The following is a 17,877-nucleotide window of genomic DNA, read 5'->3' on the forward strand; positions in this document are numbered from 1 at the left end:
AACCACTCAATTCGGCGATCGGGCCGCGATCCCGCGCGACGGCTCGGCCCGAACGGTAGGTCGGTTCTTTGACGCAGGTCACATGACGGGCGTGCGGATCTCCGGCATGCTGATCGCGGACCGCGGGAGCCTACACCGACCTCCGCGCCCCGGCCGGCCGGCGTATACACGGGCTGATCGGAACGCGGCGGTCCGCGACCGGGCCACGGCGGTGGCTCCGGCCGGCCACGGCGGCTCGGTACGGGCCGCGCGGGCCGCCGGCACCCCGCCGCGTGGCACCGCGGTCCCCGCGCGGCGACCCCGACCGGGGCGGGCCGAGGCGCGGCGCACCGTGGCCCCGGACGACGCCGCCCGTACGTCCCACGGGCCCGCGGACCGCGGGCGCGACGGACCCACGGACCCATACGGAGGGGACCCACCCATGGCCGACACCGTGCTCTACGACGTGACCGATGGACTCGCGACGATCACCCTCAACCGTCCCGACGCCATGAACGCGCTCAACACCGAGCTGAAGGTGGCCCTGCGTGACACCCTGCGGCAGGCCGCCGACGACCCGGCCGTACGCGCCGTGCTGCTGACCGGCAGCGGGCGCGCCTTCTGCGTCGGGCAGGACCTCAAGGAGCACATCGAGCGGCTGCACGACGACGCGGTGCGCGCATCGGGCGCCACCATGGACACCGTCAAGGAGCACTACAACCCGATCGTCGCGGCCATCGCCGGGATGCCGAAGCCGGTCGTCGCCGGGGTCAACGGCGTCGCGGCGGGCGCCGGCGCGGGCTTCGCCTTCGCCGCGGACTACCGCGTCGTCGCCGACACCGCCTCGTTCAACACCTCCTTCGCCGGGGTCGCCCTCAGCGCGGACTCGGGCGTCTCCTGGACGCTGCCCCGGCTCATCGGCCACGGCAGGGCGGCCGAACTCATGCTCTTCCCCCGCTCCGTCAAGGCCGACGAGGCCGCCGGCCTCGGCATCGCGAACACGGTGGTCCCGGCCGCCGAACTCGCCGCCGAGGCAACGAAGATCGCCCGCCGGCTCGCCGACGGGCCCACCGTCGCCTACGCCGCGATCAAGGAGTCCCTCGCCTACGCGGCCGGCCACGGCCTGCTCGACACGCTGGCCAAGGAGGACGAACTCCAGGCCAGGGCGGGCGCGTCGGAGGACCACCGGATCGCCGTGGACGCGTTCGTGAAGAAGGAGAAGCCCACCTTCCTGGGCCGCTGACCCCCACGCACGCGCCGCCCGCGCACCCCCGCGTTCCGCACCGCGCCCGCACGCCGCATCCGTACCACGCGCCGCGTACGCACCGCACACGGCGACGCGCCGGGCCCCCCGCGCCCGCACCGCGCCCGCCCCGCGCCCGCCCCGCATTCGCCCCAACGGGCCGTGGGGCGGGCGCGGTCGGCGTTAGCCGCGCTGGCCGGCCCGCCGCACGTGGCAGTCGGCCAGGTGGTCGTTGACCAGGCCGCACGCCTGCATGAGGGCGTAGGCCGTGGTCGGTCCGACGAAGCGGAAACCGCGCTTCTTGAGGTCGCGGGCGAGGGCGGTGGACTCCGGCGTTATCGCGGGCACCTCCTCCGGGGTGCGTGGCGCCGGGCGGTCGGCGTGGTCCGGCGCGTACGACCAGATCAGCTCGTCCAGCTCGCCCTCGGCCAGTTCGGCGGCCACCGTGGCGTTGTGGATCACCGCCGTGATCTTGGACCGGTTGCGGATGATGCCCGGGTCGGCGAGGAGGCGCCGCACGTCCTCGTCCGTGAACTCGGCCACCGCCTTGATCCGGAAGCCCGCGAACGCCGCCCGGAAGCCCTCGCGCCGGCGCAGGACCGTGATCCACGACAGGCCGGACTGGAAGGCCTCCAGGCTCAGCCGCTCGTAGAGCGCGTCGTCCCCGCGCACCGGGCGGCCCCACTCGTGGTCGTGGTAGGCGCGGTAGTCCTCCATCGACTCCGCCCCCAGCCCCCACGCACACCGCAGCAGGCCGTCGGGCCCCGCCTCCGCCCCCACCGAGATCCCCGTCTCGCTCATGCCCGCTCCCCCTCTTCCTCGCCCCGGCCCGCGCGACCCGACCCGGGCTCGGCCGCCCGCGTCCCGGGCTCGCCGCCGTCACCGTCGCCGGCGACGGGCTCGGCTCCCCCGTCAGGCTTGCCCGCCTCGTCGGACACGGCTCCCTCGTCGGACGAGACACCCCCGTCGGGCACGGCGCTGTCCCGTGGGGGCTCGGGCCGCTTCGCCACGGCCGGCGCGCTCGCGGCGGGAGCGGGCGACGCGCCACCCGCGTCGCCGGTAGCGCCGGTACCGCCGGCGCCCGGCCGAGGGGCGTCGGCGGCGCGCGCGGCGGCCGGGTCGCCTATCAGCCCGGGGCCCGCGTACGCCCTGGCGTCGGTGCCGGCGACGACGGCCTCCAGCTCGGCGATCCGGGCGTCCCGCTCGGCCAGTTCGGCGCCGAGCCGGCCGAGCGCGTCGTCCACCTCCGCCATCCGGTACCCCCGCAGGGCCAGCGGCAGCCGCAGCGCGTCGATGTCCGCGCGGTCCACCGGCCGGTCCTCGGGCAGCGGGTCGAGGAGCCGATCCGGCTGTGCCTCGGGCAGTGCCGCGCCGTCGCCACCGCCGACCACGACGAGCGTCACCGCCCCGACGACCGCGACGAGCGCGATGAGCAAGAACCAGAACACGACGTCTCCCCGAGGTGCATCCGCGATTCAACAGCCTCGATCGTGCCATGCCCCACTGACACCGTCGCCGTACGCCGCAGCGGTTAGGGTCGCTGCCGGACCACGGACGAGGGAGTTAGGCAATGTTGCGGCTGGGACGGCGCCGGTTCGACACGCACGAGCCGGTGATCATGGCGATCGTGAACCGTACGCCGGACTCCTTCTACGACCAGGGGGCGACCTTCCGGGACGAGCCCGCGCTGGACCGCGTCGAGCAGGCGGTGTCGGAGGGGGCCGCCATCATCGACATCGGTGGGGTCAAGGCGGGCCCCGGCGAGGAGGTGAGCGCGGCGGAGGAGGCGCGGCGCACGGTCGGGTTCGTCGCCGAGGTCCGACGGCGCCACCCCGACGTGGTGATCAGCGTCGACACCTGGCGGCACGAGGTCGGCGAGGCGGTCTGCGAGGCCGGCGCCGACCTGCTCAACGACGCGTGGGGCGGGGTCGACCCGAAGCTGGCCGAGGTCGCCGCCCGGTACGACGTGGGCCTGGTGTGCACGCACGCCGGCGGCGCCGAGCCCAGGACCCGGCCGCACCGGATCGCCTACGACGACGTGATGGCCGACATCCTGCGGGTCACGCTCGGCCTCGCCGAGCGCGCCGCCGCGCTCGGCGTGCGCCGCGACGCCATCCTGATCGACCCCGGGCACGACTTCGGCAAGAACACCCGCCACTCGCTGGAGGCCACCCGCCGGCTGGAGGAGATGACCGCGACCGGCTGGCCGGTGCTCGTCTCGCTCTCCAACAAAGATTTCGTCGGCGAGACGCTCGACAAGCCGGTCAAGGAGCGGGTGATCGGCACCCTGGCCACCACGGCGGTCTCGGCCTGGCTCGGCGCGCGGGTCTACCGGGTGCACGAGGTGGCCGAGACCCGACAGGTGCTGGACATGGTGGCCGCCATCGCGGGCCACCGGGCCCCGGCCGTGGCCCGCCGCGGCCTGGCCTGACGAGCCGCCCGCCGCGACCGGCTCCGCGCCCCGCGGCGACCGGCCCCGCGCCCCGCCGCGCGGCCCGGCGCCCTCGGGCGCGGAGCCGCCGGCAGGGGCCGGTCAGCGGGCCCTCAGACGCCCGTCTCCTTGCTGACCAGCGCGACCGCCTCGTCCACGTCGTCCGAGACGTGGAACAGGTCCAGGTCCCTGGGCGACGCCTTGCCCTGGGCGATCAGCGTGTTCTTCATCCAGTCCACCAGCCCCTCCCAGTAGGCGGTGCCGAACAGGACGATCGGGAAGCGGGTCACCTTGCGGGTCTGGACCAGGGTGAGCGCCTCGAACAGCTCGTCCAGCGTGCCGAGCCCGCCCGGCAGGACCACGAAGCCCTGCGCGTACTTCACGAACATCGTCTTGCGCACGAAGAAGTACCGGAAGTTCACCCCGATATCGACGTAACGGTTCAGGCCCTGCTCAAACGGCAGCTCGATGCCGAGTCCGACCGAGACCCCACCGGCCTCGTACGCCCCCCGGTTCGCGGCCTCCATCGCGCCGGGCCCGCCGCCGGTGATCACCGCGAAGCCGGCGTCCACGAGCGCCCGCCCGATCCGCACCCCCGCCTCGTACTCGGGCGTGTCCGGGGCCGTGCGCGCCGAACCGAACACGCTGACCGCCGGGCCCAGTTCGGCCAGGGCACCGAAGCCCTCGACGAACTCCGACTGGATGCGCAGCACCCGGAACGGGTCCTCGTGCACCCAGCCGCTGCCGCCGTGGGTGTCGAGGAGGTGTTGGTCCGTCGTGCCCGACTGCATCTGACCCCGGCGACGCACCACTGGCCCAAGGCGCTGCTCCCGCTGCGGGGCTTGCTCCCCCGGCGTACGTCCGGTCTCGGTAGGCGTGCGCCCGTTCTCGGCATTGGCCATATGCGCTCCCTTCGCGTGCTCCTCCCCCCGCCGGGCGGGGGGAGGACCTGTGCGCTTCAGCGTATGCCTCCTGCCGGGCCGACCAGCGGGGTTTCACATGAGCAAGGCCAGCGGTACGCGTGCGGGACGGGCACCAGCCACCGCGCGTTCAGGCCAACCGCGCGACCAACCGCGCCCCGGTCGTCACGCCGGTGGCGTGGGCCAACGCGGCCGGCTCAGGCCGTCAGCCAGGCGCGCAGCCGCTCCTCGGCGCGCAGGATGGCGCTGACCGAAACGTGCTCCTCGCGGGTGTGGGCCAGCTTCGGGTCGCCCGGGCCGTAGTTGACCGCGGGCACCCCGAGCGCGGAGAAGCGGGCGACGTCGGTCCAGCCGTACTTGGGGCCGACCTCGGCGCCGACCGCGGCGACGAACGCCGCGGCGGCCGGGTGCGCCAGGCCCGGCAGCGCGCCGGGCGAGCTGTCGGTGAGGACGACGTCGTACCCGTCGAAGACCTCGCGTACGTGCGCGAGCGCCTCCTCCTCCGAGCGGTCCGGGGCGAAGCGGAAGTTGACGGTCACGGCGCAGGCGTCGGGGATCACGTTGCCGGCGTGGCCGCCCTCGATCCGTACCGCGTTCAGGCCCTCGCGGTAGGTGAGGCCGTCGATGGCCACGCTGCGCGGCTCGTACCGGGAGAGCCGGTCCAGGATCGGCGCCGCGTGGTGGATGGCGTTGTCGCCGAGCCAGCTGCGCGCCGAGTGGGCGCGCCTGCCGGTCGTCTCGACGCGCACCCGCAGCGTGCCCTGGCAGCCGCCCTCGACCTGGCCCTCGGTGCCTTCGAGCAGCACCGCGAAGTCGCCGGCCAGCCAGTCGCGGTGCTTCTCGGCCAGTCGCCGCAGACCGTTCAGCTCGGCGGCGACCTCCTCGTTGTCGTAGAAGACGAACGTCAGGTCGCGGTTGGGTTCGGGCACCGTGGCCGCGATCCGCAACTGCACGGCCACGCCCGACTTCATGTCGGAGCTGCCGCAGCCCCAGAGCAGCTTCTCGCCGTCGGCGGACTCGGTCAGGCGCGAGGGCACGTTGTCGGCGATCGGCACGGTGTCGATGTGGCCGGCGAGCACCACGCGCTCGGCGCGCCCGAGGTCGGTCCGCGCGACCATGGCGTTCCCGTCCCGGTCCACGCGCAGGTGCGGCAGGTCGCGCAGCGCGCGCTCGATGGCGTCCGCCAGCGGCTTCTCCTCGCCGCTCACGGAGGCGAAGTCGACGAGGCGGGCGGTCAGCTCGGCGGCGTCCACGGACAGGTCAAGTGCGGGGTGCTCATGCTCCATGAGTGTGACCCTACGGGGTGCCGCGCCGGCCGTCCCAGCGCGCCCGCGCCCGGCGATCCGCCCTCCGCTCGCGTGCGCGCGCCCGTGCGCCGCACGGGAAGTCGGGCGGACGGTGACGCCCCGACCAGGCCCTCGGCCCCTGCCGTGGCGGGCGCACGCACTCCAGTACGGTGTGACGCGTGTCCCTCCCCTTCCTCCGCAACCGCGCCCGGCGGGCGCGCGCCGGGGTGGCGTGCGCGGTTCTCCTCGCGCTGATCGGGTACGCGACGGCGCACGTGCTGACCGGTGGCGGCGGCCCGCCCCGCTGCGTCGTACGGGCCGACGGCGAGCGGCTCGAACTCGATCCGGAGCAGTCGCGCCACGCGGCCACCATCGCGGCCGTCGCCGCGTCGCGCGGCCTGCCCGACCGGGCGGTGACCATCGCGCTCGCCACCGCCATGCAGGAGTCGGGGCTGCACAACATCCGGCGCGGCGACCGCGATTCGCTGGGCCTCTTCCAGCAGCGCCCCTCGCAGGGCTGGGGCACCACGCGGCAGATCCTCGACCCGGTCTACGCGTCCGGCAAGTTCTTCGACGACCTGGTGAAGGTGCCCGGCTACTCGCGGCTGCCGCTGACCGTCGCGGCGCAGCGCGTGCAGTTCAGCGGCTTCCCGCAGGCGTACGCGAAGCACGAGGCGAAGGCCCGGTTGCTGACCGCGTCACTGACCGGTCACCTAGCGGGCTCCTTCCGCTGCCCGGCGCTGCCGGACGACGGGGAGCCCGGTGACCCGCGCCGGCTGCGGGCGCTGATCGCGCGGGAGTTCGGGCCGGTGGTGGGCGGGCCGAGCGCCGACGGGAGCGGTGACCAGGCGCGGCGGACCGGGAACGCCGCCACCGAGCTGGGCGGCATCGGCGAGCCGGACACCGGCGCCGGCCGCGACGGTGCGACCGACGGCGACGCTTCCCCCACGGCCCCCGCCGAGGAGGCGACGGGCGCGGCGGGCCCGCCAGGACCGGGCGCGCGACCGGGCACGGCGGACGGGGACGCGGGTAGCTCCGAGGTGCGCGTCCCGGTGCGGACGACGGCCCCGGGCGGCGATCCGCGGCAGCGCGGCTGGGAGTTGGCGCACTGGGCGCTGGCGCACGCCGGCGAACTGCGCATCGCGCGCATCTCCTTCGACGGCCGGGAATGGTCGGCGAGCGCGTCGGAAAAGGGTTGGCGAACGGTTTCCCGAAAGGGCGCCCATTCCGGGGATTCGGCTGCGGGGAATTCCCGGACAGAGGTACGCATCGAACTCGCTCGGTGAATCCGGCGCGCGCGGTGATTTCGACGGGCCCTCGCGAGTCGCTCCCCGCTCTCGCCGCCGTCCAACGGCCGCCCCCGCCGGGGGCCCGGCAGGCGCGGCACGCCGGAGGCCCACGCGCGGGACAGCGCGCCCGTCTTCCCGCTCAGCCACCGCCCCACGACGCCACACATCACCCGGCCCGCGATACGCCGCCGCGCGCGCGGCCCCCCGCGTCGGGGCCAGGCGTCACGAAGCACGTCGGCGCGTGCTGCGGGCCCTTTGTGGGTGGGGCGCCGGTAATTGGCATGCTCCAACTGGCGCGATAATGCGACACATTAACAATTCATTACCTTGCGAAACCGCAACTTTCCGAGTCCTCACGCGGTAGTCACTACGTCCACGCGCTGGACACCCACATCAGGCGTCGCACATTCAGATGTCGCGCACCAGACGTATCCGCATGACACCGTCGAAGGAGCACTATGTCCCTCCCCCTCAAGCGTCGGATCGCCCGGGCCGCGCTGTTGGTCGCCGCGGGCGCGGCTCCCCTGGTCGGCGCCGGGGTGGCGCAGGCGGCCCCCGCGCCGTCCCCGAACGACCTGGCCGGCCCCCCGCTGGGCCAGGCGGTGGACGACACCTCGCGGGAGGCCACGCGGACCGCGGGCGAGGTCGGCGGCGGACTCGTCGAGAAGGCCGGGCCCGCGGCGGGCAGGGTCGTGGGCCCGCTCGGCAGGAAGGCGGTCAGGCCGGCCGAGGAGGCGCAACAGCTCGCGGCCAAGGCGCTCCCCCAGGCCCCCTACCAGCAGAGCGGCCAGCCCCCCATGGGCAGTCTGCTGGAGGGCGCCCTCTCGCCCGACAACCTCACCGGCACCGGCCTGCCGATCGGCTGACGCGGCCCCCACCGTGGGCCCCGTCTCCCCCACGGCGGGGCTCGCGACCGTTCCCGACGCGGCCGACGGGCCCGGCGAGCGCCTTCCTGACGGAGCGCTCGCCGGGCCCGTTTCGCGTACCCGCACACCGGGCGCCGAGCCCCGCCGGCTCCCGACGAGGCCCGGACCGGCCCGGGCTGGGCCGGGCGTCAGGGGTGTCAGTCCCCCAGCCGGGCGCCAGCCCTCCAGGCGGGCGTCAGCCCTTGAGGCGGGCGACCGCCGCCGCGACCCGCTCGTCCGTCGCCGTCACGGCGACCCGTACGAAGCGCTCCCCCGCCGGCCCGTAGAAGTCGCCCGGGGCCACCAGGATGCCGCGCCCGGCCAGGTCGCCCACGGTCTCCCAGCACGGCTCGTCGCGCGTGGCCCACAGGTAGAGCGACGCCTCGCTGTGTTCGATGCGGAAGCCGTACGCCTCCAGCGCGCCGCGCAGCGCCGCGCGCCGGCGGGCGTACCGCTCCCGCTGCTCGGCGACGTGCGTGTCGTCGCCCAGCGCCACGACGGTGGCCGCCTGCACCGGGGCGGGCGTCATCAGCCCGCTGTGCTTGCGGATCACGAGGAGTTCGCGCAGCACGGCCGCGTCGCCGGCCAGGAAGGCCGCGCGGTAGCCGGCCAGGTTGGAGCGCTTGGAGAGCGAGTGGACGGCGACGAGGCCGTCGAAGGAGCCGCCGCACACGTCCTCGCGCAGCACCGAGACCGGCTCGGCGTCCCAGCCGAGTTCCAGGTAGCACTCGTCGCTGACCAGCAGCACCCCGTGCCGCCTGGCCCACGCCACGGCCCGGCGCAGTTCGTCGACGCCCATGACGCGGCCGGTCGGGTTGGACGGCGAGTTGAGCCACAACAGCCTGAGCCCCGCCGGGTCGAACGCGGCCAGCCTGGCGTCGTCGGCGAAGAGGTCCTCGTCGTACGGGACGGGCTCGGCCCGCGCGAGCCGCGCGCCGACCTCGTACGTCGGGTAGGCCAGGCGCGGGAAGGCGACCCGGTCGCCGGTGCCGAGCCCGAGCTGCGTCGGCAGGGCGGCCACCAGTTCCTTCGACCCGACGACCGGCAGCACCTGCGCGTGCTCCACCTCGCGGGCGCCGAGCCGGCGCTCGACCCAGCCGGCGATGGCGTCGCGGAGCGCGACGGTCCCCCACACGGTGGGGTAGCCGGGGCTGTCGGCCGCGTCGGTCAGGGCGCGCTGGATCGCGGCGGGGACCGGGTCCACCGGGGTACCGACCGAGAGGTCCACGATGCCGTCCGGGTGACTGGTCGCGGTGGCCTTGTACGGCTCAAGCCGGTCCCAGGGGAAGACGGGAAGGCGGTCGGTGACGGGGGACACGGTGCCTCGTTTCCTGTGATGCCTGTGGTGTCTGTGGTGCTGGTGGCTGTGACGCCTGCGATGGCCGCTGGGCCAATGGCTGTGACGGTCGTGATGGCTGTGATGGCTGTGATGGCTCTGGTGGCACGGGGTCGCGTGCCGCAGCTGCGGCGTGGGCCGCCCCGGTCACGCTGCTCGCATGTCCCGGCCCGTACGCGACGGCCCGGAAAACGTCTCGGCCCCGTGCGGCCCGTCGCGCGCGCCACGGGGGCGGGGAGGGCCGTACGGGACCGAGACCGCGCTCTTCGCGCGGAGCCTGGCGGGGCCGGACGAGGTCAGCGGTCACTCGTCACGGCCGCGGATCACTCGTCGTGGCTCTGCGGCGGGAGCGCTGCGATGAAGGGGTGGTCCCGCTCGATCAGGCCGAGCTTCGAGGCCCCACCGGGCGAGCCGAGCTCGTCGAAGAACTCCACGTTCGCCTTGTAGTAGTCCTTCCACTCCTCGGGAGTGTCATCCTCGTAGAAGATGGCCTCGACCGGGCAGACCGGCTCACACGCACCGCAGTCGACGCATTCGTCAGGATGGATGTACAAGGACCGCGAGCCCTCGTAAATGCAGTCGACGGGGCATTCCTCGATGCAGGCCTTGTCCTTCAGGTCAACACAAGGCTCCGCGATGACGTAGGTCACGCTGTCGTTCCTCCTCGGTAGGGCTGGCGGGACCGGTGTTTGTGTGGCCCCGCCGCGTGGCGCGCGGGAGCGCGGCGTCGTCGATGCCCACACCTAGTATCTCCGTTCCGGGGCAGGAGACGAACATGAGGGGCGGACAGAGCTGTGGAGTTCACCACGGGCGGACGACTTGAGGTCCGAATTTCCCCCGCTGACGTGGGAAAACGCGTATCGGTGCGACGCCTGAACGATCCAGGGGGTGGGCCCCAGAAGTTCACCGACACGGTAGGGGTCCTTGCATCCTGGACTGGGGGTGTGGTGCGGATCACGCGTAAGACCGGCGAGGATGTCCGCATCGCGGAGAACACGCTCGTGGCGGGCAAGGTCATCCCGTCCGTGCCCGGCGCCCGCCCCGGTTCGCCGCCCGCCCGCCGGCGCGGCCCGGCCGCCGACGCGATGGAGATCGACCGGATCGCCGCCCGCTCCTGGCCCCCGGCCGAGCGGGCCCGGCTGGCGCCCGCCGGCGCCGACCCCGCAGCGGGGCTGGCCTCCGGCTCGGGCTGGGAGCTGCGCGCGGCCGGTGGCTTCACCCGGCGCGCCAACTCCGTGTTCCCGCTGAGCGACCCCGGCCTGCCGCTCGACGAGGCGCTGCGCCGGGTGCGGGCATGGTACGCCGAGCGCGGACTCCCCGCGTACTTCCACGTCAGCGAGGGCGCCACGGCCGAGCAGGACGCGCTGGCCAGCGAGCTGGCCCGGCGCGGCTGGACGAACGAGGGCACGGCCGAGGTCTGGACGGCGGCCCTGGCGCCGCTGGCCGACCGGGACCCGGCGCCGTTCCCGGCCGACGACGCCTTCCCGGCCGACGACGCCCCGCCGCCCTCGGCACACGGCGCCGGGACCGCCTCGGGATCGGGCTCGGGCTCGGACCCGGTGGAGCCGCGGGGCGAGCTGTCGCGCACGCTCAGCGACGCCTGGCTGGCCCGCTACCAGCGGTTCGGGACGCCGGCGCCGGAGAGCCTCACGGTGCTCTCGGGCGGGCCCTCGGTGTGGTTCGCCACCGTCTGGGCCGGCCAGGAGGCGGCGGCGATCGGGCGGTGCGTGGTGGACGGGCGCTGGGCCGGGTTCGCCGCGGTCGAGGTGGCGCCCGAACACCGGCGCCGGGGTCTGGCCACCGCCGTGATGGCCGCCCTGTCCCGCGCCGCGCTGGCCGAGGGCGCCTCGGCGGCCTACCTCCAGGTCGAGGCGGACAACGCGCACGCCCACGCGCTCTACGAAGGGCTCGGCTTCCGCCCGCACCACCCCTATCACTACTTCCGCGCCCCACGGGACGACGCCCGCTGAGCGGGTACGCGGCAGGGTACGAGGCACGTATGTACGACACCACGGAACGAAGGCGACGATTCGCCGAAGCGGCGCGCGAGGAGCGTCCCGACCTCGCGCTGCTGTGCCTCCTGGTGGGCGCGGAGGCCGACGCGGAGCTGGGCGAGGCGGGCGTGGACGCGGCCCAGATCGAGCTGGACCGGCTGGCCGGGCTGCTGCCCTTCGCACCGGGCGGCCCGCGGGACTGGGCCAGCGCCACCGCCAGCCTGCTGGGCGAGGAGTGCGGCTTCCACGGCACCCCGGCCGACTACCGGCGCCTGGACTCCTCACTCCTGCACGAGGTGCTGCGCCGCCGCCGGGGGCTGCCCATCCTGCTGTCCGTGGTCTGGCTGGAGGTGGCCAGACGGGCGGGCGCGCCGGTGTACGGGGTCGCCCTGCCGGGCCACTTCGTGGTCGGGTTCGGCGACCCGGCCGGCGCGCACGCGCTGGTGGACCCGTTCGACGGCGGCCGACCGCTGACGGACGAGGACGCGGGGCTGCTGGTGGCGGGCGCCACGGGGGCGCCGCTGTCACCCGCGCTGCTCGCCCCGGCCGAGCCGCTGGAGATCGTCCTGCGGGTGCTGAACAACATCCGCGCCTGGGCCGCCGCCCGCCCCGAGCGCACCGACGTCCAGCTCTGGGCGGTCGAGCTGTCCCTGCTGCTGCCGAGCCACCCGGCGCGGCTGCGCTACGAACGGGGCCAGCTCCTGGTCCAGCGCGGCGACTTCCGGGGCGGGGCGGCGGAGATGGAGCAGTACGCGGCCGTCATCTCGGCCATGGAGCCCAGCTCCGCCGAGACGGTACGCCGCCAGGCCCGCGCGGCCCGGTCCCTGCTCAACTAGCGGCAGCCGGGCAGCGGCCCGGCCACCGGTCCACCGGGCGGCGCGCCCACCACACGGCGCGCCCGACGGCCCGGTCGGCGACGTGGCGCACACGACGACGGGGCCCCGGGCCAGTTGCCCGGGGCCCCGTCGTCGGGTCGGCGCGTCAGGGGACGGCGCGTGTCAGGGCAGTGCGCGTCACCCCAGGGTCGTGTTCGGGATGACCACCGTGCGCTCGGCCACCGTCTTGCCGGTGAGCGCGCGCCCCATGGCACCCGCAACGTCCGTCGGGCTGACCGGGGTCTTGGAGCCGTCGCCCCGCTCGACCAGCACGCCGTCGAAGGTGCTGCCGTAGAGCTGCTTTATGGCGTCCAGGTCGTAGTGCTCGACCAGCTTGCCGTCGACCACCCGCATGGACAGGATCTGCGGCAGCGAGCGGTCCGGGCCGAACTGGATCTCCCGGCCGCCCGCCTGAACGGTGATCAGGCCCGACATCGCCGGCTCGGCGAACGTCTTCATCTTGCGGTCGACCTCGGCGTCCGAGACCTTGGGCTGCCTGGTCGTGCTCGGCAGCGCCACCGCCCGGTTCTCGCCGGTCTCGGCCCGCTCCCGGTACGCCTGGGCCACGGCGTCCACCGACTTGTCGGCGTCCAGGCCCTTGCCGGCCTTGCCGTGGACCGGCACCGCCCGGCCGGGCTCGAAGGTGATGGTGCCTTCGCGCGCCGAACCCGAGCCCTCGCCCGCGAGTCGCCCGAGGGCGTCCCGCAGCTTCTCCTCGTCGACCTTGACCTTGGCCTCGGCCTCCCGGGTGCCGCCGAACAGCGAGCCGATGACGGTGACCGGGTTGTAGTCGCGCCCGGCGGTGTCCCGCACGGTGGCCTCGGTGTCGATCGACAGGCCCGCGACGGACGGCTTGAGCTCCAGTTGCTCGCCGTCCACGGAGACCTTCATCGGCGCGGTGGTGCGGTTGCCGAGCTGGGTGTCCAGCTTCTTGACCGCCTCCTCCTTCGAGGTCCCGCCGATGTCGATGCCGAGCACGGTGGTCCCGTTGGGCACGTCCGCGTGGCCGAGCACCAGCCCCGCCCCGTACGCCACGCACACCACGCCGACGATGCCCACGCCCGCCATGACGAGCTTGGACCGGCCCTTCTTCTTGGGCTTGCTCCCACCGCCGCTGGGGGCGGGGGCCGGGGCGGCCGGCTTGGGGCTCTGCTGGCTCGCAGGCGGCTCGCCCGCGCCGCCGGGCGCCGTCGCGGGTACGCCGCTGACCACCGTGTTACCGGAGACCGGCGGGCCGCTCGGGCGCTTGCCGGCGGCGAGCGCGTCCAGCGCCGCCTTGGCCTCGCGCTCGCTGTCGGTGAGTTCGGGCTCGCCGGGCAGCCGGTTCGCGGCCTGCCCGCCGCGGGTGGTCGCGCCGAGGCCGCCGGACGCGCCGGCGCCCGGGCCGGGGGGCGCGCCGGCGCCGGTGGCGGGCGCGGCCGGTGCCTTCTTCGCCTTCTTGGGGGGCTGCTGCGGCGTCAGCCGGGCCGTGTCGCCGGCAGCGCCGGCCGTGCCGGGCCGCTCGAAGTCGTGCTGGCTCGGCCCGCCGGCGCCGCCCGGGCCGTCGAACGGCCCGCCGGGCGTGTCGAAGCCGGGCCCGGCCGGTCCGCCGGGGCCGCTGCCCAGCGCGCCGGGCGCGTCGAAGGGGCCGCCGCCGGTCGGGGGCGGGCCGGCCGGTCCGCCGGGCGTGTCGAAGCCGTCGTAGCGGCCGGGTCCGTCGAAGGGGCCACCGCTCACCGGGGCGCCGGTCGGCGCGTCGAAGGGCGCTCCCGGCGCGTCGGGGCCGGGAGCCGTGCCGGCGGACGGGCCGGACCCGGGCGCGAAGTCCGGCGGCGAGACGGGCATGTCGCCGGTGGCGGGCCCGCCGGTCGCGCCGGCGGGGCCGGCCTGGTCCGCGGCGTCCTGGCCGCCGAGCCAGGGGCTGGCGAAGCCGTCCGCCGGCGTGTCGGTGCGTACCGGCCAGTCGTCGTACGGGAGGTCGCTGCGGTCGCGAGGCCGCAGGGGGCCCGGGTCGGCGCCGTCGACGCCACCGGGCTCGGGCGCGGAGCCCGGAAAGGTGCCCAGCGGGTCGGTGAGCGGATCGGGCAGCGGGTCGGTGAGGGGGCCCGGCAGCGGGTCGGTGAGCGGATCGCCCTGCCCGCCACCAGGGCCGCCGGGACCGGCGCCGTGCTGGCCGTCGGCGTAGTCGGGGTAGTACGGCTGTCCGCCGCCCTGGCCGGTCCCGCCGGTGCCGAACGGGTCGGGCCCGGCGAAGTCGGCGCGTCCACCGGGGGCGCCCTGGTCCGGGTAGCCGCCCTGGCCGGCGGAGTCCTTCGAGCCGGTGCGTCCCGCGTACCCGTCGTCGTACGCGCCGTCGCCCGGCAGGCCGTCCGCGCCGAAGGCGGGGAAGGGCTGCGTGGTCTCCTGGGTGGTCTCCGGCGTCGGCGCGCTCGGCGCGGCGGCGGCCGGGGGCGAGGCCCCGGCCTGGGTGTTCCTGGGCTTCCTGGGGGCGAACCAGTCGCTGGTCCGCTCGCTCGCCTTGCGCTCGCCCTCGCCCGGGCCCGGGTCGCCCGGACCGGCGAGGGAGCCGGAGCCGGAGGCGGTGCCGCCGGCCGGGCCCACGGCCGAGGCGGGGGTGCCGGGAGCGGTGGGGGCCGCCGGGGAGGGAGCCGAACCGGAGCCGGGAGCGGAACCGCCGGGGCGACCGGCGCCGCGCGCCTGGCCACCGGGGCGCGCGCCGCCCGACCCGCCGGCCTTCGCGCCGCCCGGGCGCTGCCCGCCGCGACCGGACTCGCGCGCCGCGCCAGAAGCGGAACCGCTGCCGGAGCCCGCCGAGTCGTCGTCGCCGACCGGCTTCCGCACCACGACCGGAGGGATCGGCCGCGAACCCGGGATGTTGATCCGGATGCGGGTGGTCAGCGTCGTCTCGGTCTTCGGCTCCTCGGGCACGCGCGGCGCCCGGGGGCCGTCCGCGTCGGCGTTGTCGTACGGGGCCTCCTGGGTCGGGTGCGGCGACGGATACTGGCGCGATCCGTACGGCGGGGTACCCGAGGGGTACGCGGCGTCGCCGCGCCCCTGGGGCCCGGAGGACGAACTGTCAGATTCACGGCTCAAAGCAGGTTCTCCCAGTTAGCTCCGCCGCCCCCCATCTCGCGCTGGGGTTCCCCATGCCGTAGGCCAGGGGAGGCTCGGCGGCGCGCACCACCATACTGGGCACGGCCGACCGACACCTGTCGGCCGCCGTTTCCCCAGTCCCGGCGCGTGCGCGGCGGCGCGCCCAGCGTCATCTGTACGTCACACCCAAAAGGTGACGTCATTTCCCAAGTCGGGTCGCCGGGGCCGGCGGTTGCGGAACCTTCGGCACCGTGGCACACATCACACCGGCGAACATCCCGCCCAGCAGGAAGAGATACGAGCCGACACCCGACCCGAACACGAAGTCACCCTCGGGCCGGGTCGCGGTCAGGAACAGCACGACCATCAGCCATCCGCCGGCGGGCGACCAGGCGCCGGCGCGTGCCCGGGTGGCGTGCAGACCGCCGTAGCACAGGGCCGCGAGGCCGAGCAGGGCCAGCAGCAACCCGCCGGGGAACCACGCCGATTGGACCAGCGCGCCGGCGATGCCGACGACCGCGCCGACGACGACCAGCAGGGCGTACGCGGCGATCCGCAGTGGGCGCAGCGGCTTGGCCAGCCAGGCGCCACCCCCGGCCACCCCACCTCCGACGCCCGCACCCGCGCCGGAACCCGCGCTCGCCCGGGCGGCGCTGCGCGCGGGCGTACGACCGGCGCCTCCGCCCGTACCGGCTCCCTTCGCCGACGCCTTGGCAGCGCCCTGTGACGTTCCCTTGGCCGAACCGGCGCCCTTAGTCGAGCCCTTGGCCGCGCCCCCAGTTGGGCCCTTGGCCGCTCCCTTGGTTGAGCCCTTGGCCGTTCCCTTGGTGGGGCCCTTGGCACCGCCCTTCGCCACGCTCGCGCCCTTGCCGGCGCTCGCTCCCGCGCCCGCGCTCACGTGGCCACCCCCGCGAACAGGTCGTCCTCGCGGCCCGGCCACGCGGTGTCGCCGTCCGCGACGGCCCGGCCCGGGCCGCGCCGCCCCCGCGCGAGGCGGTAGAACTCCGTGGTCAACAGCGGCTGACCGAGGTCGTTCGAGAGGGCGAAGAAGTCGCCGCTCACGGTGATCTGCGTGGCGTGGGCCCGCATCGCCGCGGCCTTCGCCGCCGCGTGCGCCGATCCGTCGATCACCGTCGTCACCTCGTCGTCCTCGACCACGCCCGGCAGGTCGGCCAGCGCGGCGGTGCCGGCGAACGGGGCGCCGCCCGGCGTGTCGGCCAGCTTGTGCGCGCGTGCCAGGCCCAGTTCGGCCACCGAGCGGGGGACGCAGTTCCAGTAGACCTTGTCGATCTCGTGCGGATCGCCCAGGTCGCGGCGGAACCCGCGCTCCGCGGCCAGCTCCGCGGCGCGCGTCGCCACCCGGTGCGCCTTGATGTGGTCGGGGTGGCCGTAGCCGCCGTGCGGGTCGTAGGTGACGAGCACCTGCGGCCTGACCTCGCGGACGACCTCGACCAGGTGGGCCGCCGCCTCGTCCGTGTCGGCCTGCCAGAACGCCCCGGGGCGCCGGTTGTGCGGCAGGCCCATCATCCCCGAGTCGCGGTACCGGCCGGCGCCGCCGAGCAGCCGGTGGTCGCTGACCCCGAGCGCGGCCATCGCCGCGGTCAGCTCGCCCGCCCGGTGGGCGCCGAGCGCGCTGGCGGGTCTGGGGTCCAGCGGGTCGGCAGTGGCCGGGTCGGCGGCGAGGTGGGCCAGGTCGGCGGGGATCACCTCGCCCTCCTCGCCGAGGGTGCAGGTCACCAGCGTCACGTGCACGCCGGCGGCCGCGTACGCGGCCATCGTGGCGCCGTTGTTGATCGACTCGTCGTCCGGGTGCGCGTGCACCAGGAGCAGACGACGAGCGGGAAGGACGGTCATGGGAACAGCCTACGAGTCCGCCTCCCGACCCGGGCCCCCCGGCGGCCGCCGGCGTGCGCCCCGGCGTCCGGCCCCGGGCGCGCGACGGCGCCGGGCCCGCTCCGAGCGGTGCCCGGGCCGCACTGCCGCGCGGGACGGCGAGACCCGCGCCGGGCAACGCTCCGGCGCGGCGGTGGCCTCGCCGGAGTGGTGGCCCGGTCAGGGCGCGTACGAGGGCGGTCGGCCCTGAGGGGGAGAACCCGCCGGAACCCGCGACTAGAACCTGATGTCGCCGATGACGTCGGCGACGCTGGTGCCCAGCTCGTCGATCGTGGGCGCCATGGACGAGCCGGCGAGATAGAAGCCCAGCATCACGCAGACCACGGCGTGTCCCGCTTTGAGGCCGTTCTTCTTGACCAGCAGGACCGTGATGACGCCCAGCAGCAGCACCGCCGAAACTGACAGCACCACGGCGGCTCACCTCCAGATTCATCCGTCGACGACTACTGGCCGCCGTTCAATGGTGTTTCCCGACAAGGTCCTTGCTACCGAACCCCCGCCACGCCCCGCGCGACCCCGCGCGCGACCCGGCGAACGTCCGCCCCTCATACGCTCCGTGCGCCGCACCGCACGAGGAGCTACCCCGCTCTCCGCCCGTTCATCCACGCCACCACCGCTCCACGCTCCCCACGGCAAGTACCGACGCCGCAGGCC

The 17,877-nt window shown here is 75.4% G+C and carries 16 protein-coding genes; 6 read left to right on the forward strand and 10 right to left on the reverse strand.

Features of this window, described 5'->3' with window-relative positions; translation table 11 throughout:
• Nucleotides 1-421: 421 nt before the first annotated feature.
• The gene (locus tag OYE22_RS10335; RefSeq protein ID WP_277320125.1) at nt 422-1,222 is read left to right on the forward strand and encodes an enoyl-CoA hydratase-related protein; all 801 of its coding nucleotides are present in this window, start codon (nt 422-424) and stop codon (nt 1,220-1,222) included.
• Between the two features lie 183 nt (nt 1,223-1,405).
• Here the strand turns inward: OYE22_RS10335 and OYE22_RS10340 are convergent, their stop codons facing one another.
• Nucleotides 1,406-2,023, reverse strand: a complete 618-nt coding sequence (locus OYE22_RS10340; protein WP_277320126.1) for a DNA-3-methyladenine glycosylase I — start codon at nt 2,021-2,023, stop codon at nt 1,406-1,408.
• Entirely contained in the window at nt 2,020-2,670 is a 651-nt protein-coding gene (locus OYE22_RS33405) for a DivIVA domain-containing protein (RefSeq protein ID WP_348652199.1), read from the reverse strand. Before OYE22_RS33405 ends, OYE22_RS10340 begins: the two co-directional genes overlap by 4 nt.
• Before the next feature lie 122 nt (nt 2,671-2,792).
• Here OYE22_RS33405 and folP point away from each other — a divergent pair, with 122 nt between their 5' ends.
• Nucleotides 2,793-3,653: a dihydropteroate synthase gene (gene folP, locus OYE22_RS10350; RefSeq protein WP_277320127.1), complete on the forward strand. Its 861-nt coding sequence runs from the start codon at nt 2,793-2,795 to the stop codon at nt 3,651-3,653.
• A gap of 113 nt (nt 3,654-3,766) precedes the next feature.
• On the opposite strand, the gene OYE22_RS10355 is transcribed toward folP, so the two are convergent.
• Entirely contained in the window at nt 3,767-4,555 is a 789-nt protein-coding gene (locus tag OYE22_RS10355) for a TIGR00730 family Rossman fold protein (protein ID WP_277320128.1), read from the reverse strand.
• A 215-nt stretch (nt 4,556-4,770) separates the two neighbouring features.
• The gene (gene dapE, locus OYE22_RS10360; RefSeq protein WP_277320129.1) at nt 4,771-5,859 is read right to left on the reverse strand and encodes a succinyl-diaminopimelate desuccinylase; all 1,089 of its coding nucleotides are present in this window, start codon (nt 5,857-5,859) and stop codon (nt 4,771-4,773) included.
• 179 nt (nt 5,860-6,038) lie between these two features.
• On the opposite strand from dapE, the gene OYE22_RS10365 reads away from it, so the two are divergent.
• Nucleotides 6,039-7,145, forward strand: a complete 1,107-nt coding sequence (locus OYE22_RS10365; protein ID WP_277320130.1) for a hypothetical protein — start codon at nt 6,039-6,041, stop codon at nt 7,143-7,145.
• A gap of 461 nt (nt 7,146-7,606) precedes the next feature.
• Nucleotides 7,607-8,014 (forward strand): ATP-binding protein, encoded by a 408-nt coding sequence (locus OYE22_RS10370; protein ID WP_277320131.1) that lies wholly within the window; start codon nt 7,607-7,609, stop codon nt 8,012-8,014.
• Nucleotides 8,015-8,249: 235 nt separating this feature from the next.
• Here OYE22_RS10370 and dapC read toward each other — a convergent pair whose 3' ends face one another.
• On the reverse strand, nt 8,250-9,371 hold the full coding sequence (gene dapC / locus OYE22_RS10375) for a succinyldiaminopimelate transaminase (RefSeq protein WP_277320132.1): 1,122 nt from the start codon (nt 9,369-9,371) through the stop codon (nt 8,250-8,252).
• A gap of 341 nt (nt 9,372-9,712) precedes the next feature.
• The gene (fdxA, locus tag OYE22_RS10380) at nt 9,713-10,039 is read right to left on the reverse strand and encodes a ferredoxin (protein ID WP_176163910.1); all 327 of its coding nucleotides are present in this window, start codon (nt 10,037-10,039) and stop codon (nt 9,713-9,715) included.
• 144 nt (nt 10,040-10,183) lie between these two features.
• Between fdxA and OYE22_RS10385 the strand changes: the two genes are divergently transcribed.
• Both OYE22_RS10385 and OYE22_RS10390 read left to right on the forward strand, forming a co-directional pair.
• Nucleotides 10,184-11,359 carry a GNAT family N-acetyltransferase gene (locus OYE22_RS10385; protein WP_277320133.1) on the forward strand — a complete coding sequence of 392 codons (1,176 nt, stop codon included), beginning with the start codon at nt 10,184-10,186 and terminating at the stop codon, nt 11,357-11,359.
• A gap of 29 nt (nt 11,360-11,388) precedes the next feature.
• Nucleotides 11,389-12,219, forward strand: coding sequence for a transglutaminase-like domain-containing protein (locus tag OYE22_RS10390; protein ID WP_277320134.1), 831 nt, complete (start codon nt 11,389-11,391; stop codon nt 12,217-12,219).
• A gap of 177 nt (nt 12,220-12,396) precedes the next feature.
• On the opposite strand, the gene OYE22_RS10395 is transcribed toward OYE22_RS10390, so the two are convergent.
• The 4 genes from OYE22_RS10395 to OYE22_RS10410 form a co-directional block, all read right to left on the reverse strand.
• Nucleotides 12,397-15,330 (reverse strand): peptidoglycan binding domain-containing protein, encoded by a 2,934-nt coding sequence (locus OYE22_RS10395; RefSeq protein WP_277320135.1) that lies wholly within the window; start codon nt 15,328-15,330, stop codon nt 12,397-12,399.
• A 199-nt stretch (nt 15,331-15,529) separates the two neighbouring features.
• Nucleotides 15,530-15,898 carry a DUF6113 family protein gene (locus OYE22_RS10400; RefSeq protein WP_277324081.1) on the reverse strand — a complete coding sequence of 123 codons (369 nt, stop codon included), beginning with the start codon at nt 15,896-15,898 and terminating at the stop codon, nt 15,530-15,532.
• A gap of 326 nt (nt 15,899-16,224) precedes the next feature.
• Nucleotides 16,225-17,184, reverse strand: coding sequence for an N-acetyl-1-D-myo-inositol-2-amino-2-deoxy-alpha-D-glucopyranoside deacetylase (gene mshB / locus OYE22_RS10405; protein WP_277320136.1), 960 nt, complete (start codon nt 17,182-17,184; stop codon nt 16,225-16,227).
• 255 nt (nt 17,185-17,439) lie between these two features.
• Complete coding sequence (locus OYE22_RS10410) at nt 17,440-17,634, reverse strand: hypothetical protein (RefSeq protein ID WP_176163905.1); 195 nt, start codon at nt 17,632-17,634, stop codon at nt 17,440-17,442.
• Nucleotides 17,635-17,877: the final 243 nt, after the last annotated feature.

This window comes from Streptomyces sp. 71268, assembly GCF_029392895.1.
GTDB lineage: Bacteria > Actinomycetota > Actinomycetes > Streptomycetales > Streptomycetaceae > Streptomyces.

Excerpts from the sequence above, each read along its gene's own strand:
- OYE22_RS10335 (WP_277320125.1), top strand. The coding sequence starts at position 422 with ATGGCCGACACCGTGCTCTACGACGTGACCGATGGACTCGCGACGATC.
- OYE22_RS10340 (WP_277320126.1), bottom strand. The coding sequence starts at position 2,023 with ATGAGCGAGACGGGGATCTCGGTGGGGGCGGAGGCGGGGCCCGACGGC.
- folP (WP_277320127.1), top strand. The coding sequence starts at position 2,793 with ATGTTGCGGCTGGGACGGCGCCGGTTCGACACGCACGAGCCGGTGATC.
- OYE22_RS10355 (WP_277320128.1), bottom strand. The coding sequence starts at position 4,555 with ATGGCCAATGCCGAGAACGGGCGCACGCCTACCGAGACCGGACGTACG.
- dapE (WP_277320129.1), bottom strand. The coding sequence starts at position 5,859 with ATGGAGCATGAGCACCCCGCACTTGACCTGTCCGTGGACGCCGCCGAG.
- OYE22_RS10370 (WP_277320131.1), top strand. The coding sequence starts at position 7,607 with ATGTCCCTCCCCCTCAAGCGTCGGATCGCCCGGGCCGCGCTGTTGGTC.
- OYE22_RS10390 (WP_277320134.1), top strand. The coding sequence starts at position 11,389 with ATGTACGACACCACGGAACGAAGGCGACGATTCGCCGAAGCGGCGCGC.
- mshB (WP_277320136.1), bottom strand. The coding sequence starts at position 17,184 with ATGACCGTCCTTCCCGCTCGTCGTCTGCTCCTGGTGCACGCGCACCCG.